General features: G+C 59.4%; 4 protein-coding genes. 2 read left to right on the top strand and 2 right to left on the bottom strand.

The window, feature by feature from the left end:
- Window positions 1-8 precede the first annotated feature (8 nt).
- Window positions 9-893 carry a LysR substrate-binding domain-containing protein gene (locus KHQ28_RS26220; protein ID WP_002907799.1) on the bottom strand — a complete coding sequence of 295 codons (885 nt, stop codon included), beginning with the start codon at window positions 891-893 and terminating at the stop codon, window positions 9-11.
- 156 nt (window positions 894-1,049) lie between these two features.
- Here KHQ28_RS26220 and KHQ28_RS26215 point away from each other — a divergent pair, with 156 nt between their 5' ends.
- Window positions 1,050-1,565: a DUF4286 family protein gene (locus KHQ28_RS26215; protein ID WP_004180177.1), complete on the top strand. Its 516-nt coding sequence runs from the start codon at window positions 1,050-1,052 to the stop codon at window positions 1,563-1,565.
- A 7-nt stretch (window positions 1,566-1,572) separates the two neighbouring features.
- Window positions 1,573-2,409: an MBL fold metallo-hydrolase gene (locus KHQ28_RS26210; RefSeq protein ID WP_004175841.1), complete on the top strand. Its 837-nt coding sequence runs from the start codon at window positions 1,573-1,575 to the stop codon at window positions 2,407-2,409.
- An 87-nt stretch (window positions 2,410-2,496) separates the two neighbouring features.
- Here KHQ28_RS26210 and KHQ28_RS26205 read toward each other — a convergent pair whose 3' ends face one another.
- Window positions 2,497-2,646, bottom strand: a complete 150-nt coding sequence (locus KHQ28_RS26205; RefSeq protein WP_002907802.1) for a hypothetical protein — start codon at window positions 2,644-2,646, stop codon at window positions 2,497-2,499.
- Between the last annotated feature and the right edge of the window lie 305 nt (window positions 2,647-2,951).

The following is a 2,951-nucleotide window of genomic DNA, read 5'->3' as shown; positions in this document are numbered from 1 at the left end:
GCTCTGACTTAACCTGCCGCAATCTCCGTCTGCAGCCAGCGCTCAAACATCTGCAGCGCTGGCTCCCCCTCCCCGCCGCCGGGTTTGATCAAGCAGAAGCGCTTAGCCAGCGTCGGGGAGCCCGGCCACGGGGCAACCAGCGTTCCGGCGCTCAACTCGCTTTCCACATACATCTTCGGCACCAGTGCCACACCCTGCTGGCTAAGTACCGCGGCGATCGCCATCTCATGCAGATCGTAGCGCGGCCCCTGGGCGGGGTTATCCAGCGCCAGACCGCACTCGCGGGCATAGTGCAGCCAGGCGTCCGGGTTTTGCCGCCGGTGAATGCGCGTTAGCCGGTTAAGCAGCCCCGGAAGATCGTCATCCGTCAGCAGCGCAGCATGGCAGACCGGCAGCAAATACTCCGCAAATAAAAACGTCACCTCCATTCCGGTCCACGCCGGGTGTTCAAAATGGATGGCGGCATCAAATCCGCTTCCCGGCAGAATGAAGGGATCGCTGCGGGCGGCGATATTGACCACGATATGCGGATGCTGCGCCGCAAAGCGCCCGAGCCGGGGAATTAACCAGCGGCTGGCGAAGGTGGGGAGCACGGCGATCTCCAGGCTGCGGCCATCGACGGGCATCCCGCTGACGTCATGGGTGTCCCGTTCCAGACGAGCGAGGATCTCGCGGACCTGACGAGCATAGCGGGCGCCTGCCGGATTGAGCCGCACCCGGCTCCCCGTCCTGTCGAAGAGTTTACTGTCGAGGAGCGCTTCCAGACGGGCAATCTGCCGGCTGATGGCCCCTTCCGTTAACGCGAGCTCCGCCGCCGCGCGGGCAAAGTTGCCGTGACGAGCCGCGGCCTCAAAAGCCAGTAGCGCAGCGCTGCTGGGGATTTTACGACGCATAGCCAATGCTCCTTGTGCAGGCTCACCGAATGTCAGTGACAGAATATCACTAAGCCTTGAATTAACATCGCTTTTCAGCGCCATTTTTAGCCGATAGGATGATGAAAACTCACTAAAGCGCCTTGTGCGCCACATCATCTGTTCATCGAGGTCACTATGCTCTATGTCGTCGAATGCGCCTACACCGATCCCCAAAGCGAAGCGGCGTGGAATACCTTTTACAATCAGGAAAAACTACCGGCGCTGGTCTCTGTGCCCGGTTTCTACGCCTCCCAGCGCTTCCGCGCTCTCAGCGAGGGCTGCCCCTGCTACCTGGCGCTGCACGATATCCACGATGCTACCGTCATCGACAGCGACGCCTACCGCCGCAACGGCGGCGGCCATTTTGCCCGCTGGCAATCGGCGATCGCCGACTGGCATCGCCACCTCTATCTAACGAATAATACGCTGCGGGAGGTTGCCCCGGATGAAGTGCTGCTGCTGGGCGATACCGCGGAGGACTTGCCCGTCGCTGCGCCGATACTCCTGCAGCCAGGCGGCCTGGCGACCGAACAAACCCGGTATGCCGCCATCCTCCCACGAGACAACCTGCATCACCTGGCCACGACTGCCGCCGTCTTTATCTATCAGCCCATCACCGCCCGGTTACGCAACCCGGCGCAGCGCGCGTGAGGTCGCCATGTCACCTGCTCCCTTTTATACGTTGACCGCTGGCGACCTGACGGTGACTGCCGTGAGTGATGGTCTGATGTCAGCGCCGCTGTCCTTACTCTCGGGTATCTCACGGGAGGAGGCGGAACATCTGCAGCGGCATTCAGGATTAGCCTCACCAGAGACCATTGCGATTGGCGCCTATCTGATCCGCGGTCGCGGGAATACGGTGCTGGTGGATACCGGCACCGGCGGAGCCAATGGCGTTGGCGGCGAACTTATCGCCAATCTGGCGCGGCTCGGCGTTGGTCCTGAGGAGATCGACGCCATCCTTCTCACCCACGCCCATCCGGACCATATCGGCGGCCTGCTGTCCGCCGCTGGTACGCCAGCGTATCCCAACGCCACGGTGTTCCTGCCTACGCGGGAAAGCGCTTACTGGCTGGCAACATCCACGTTCGACAACGCCAGCGATCGCGGCCGGCGCAACGTGCTGCTTGTTCGCCGTGTACTGGCGAACTGCGCGGCGCAAATCAGCGGGGTTGATGATGAGGAGGTGATCGCCGGGATCCGCCCGTGCCCTCTGCCCGGCCATACGCCCGGGCATACCGGGTATCGTCTCGAAGCGGGCGATACCTCGCTGCTGATCTGGGGGGATATCGTCCATTTCCCGTCCATTCAGTCTGCGCGGCCAGAAGCCTCGGTCGCCTTCGACGTCGATCCTGAACAGGCCCGGCGTACCAGGGAGATCCTGCTGCGCCAGGCCGCCAGCGAACGGTGGTTGATTGCCGGTATGCATCTTGGCCTGCCGGGATTCGCCAGAGTGGTGAACACCGCCTCAGGCTATTGTCTGCGCTCGGTGTGATCGTTGAGCAGAACAATGACCACAGTAAAACCCCGGTCGCGGCATGAGCACGACCGGGGCGTTTTGTCCGGGAAAGTGGACGAGCCGTTAACCGCGGCTCTTCCAGCCTTTTTTACTTTTGCAGCTGGCTTTGGTGGCGACCCACGGGTGACGTAGCTGAGTCAACTGAAGATCCTGGGAGGCCGGGCTGGCCGACCAGCGTTTGTTGCACAGAGGCTTACGAGTTGCAATGACCATAAAAACGCTCCTGAAAAGTAATGAACCATTCCCTGGGTAGTTCCACAAGTTCAGAATTAGCGTATCACCGCGTAACGGAAGTTATTTCAATCTTTGTTTTAGAATGTAAATGGTCATCGCCCTCTGAAATAGCTTAAATTGATCCAAATCAATTTAAGTGCATTTATTTTTCGATGCCACCTATATTTTCAACCGCTTACCTTCGCCAGCCGCCTGATTAAGACTTTTCCTATACCGCATAATACAACAGAATCAAGCGATATTATCAGATTTTTATTCTAGTTGTGTATGCCTATGTGGTTATT

Origin of the sequence: Klebsiella sp. 28, assembly GCF_018223905.1 — a bacterium.
In the GTDB taxonomy this organism is placed as follows: domain Bacteria; phylum Pseudomonadota; class Gammaproteobacteria; order Enterobacterales; family Enterobacteriaceae; genus Klebsiella; species Klebsiella pneumoniae.
The sequence above is the reverse complement of the archived record's forward strand: the minus strand, read 5'-3'. Positions and strand labels throughout refer to the sequence as shown.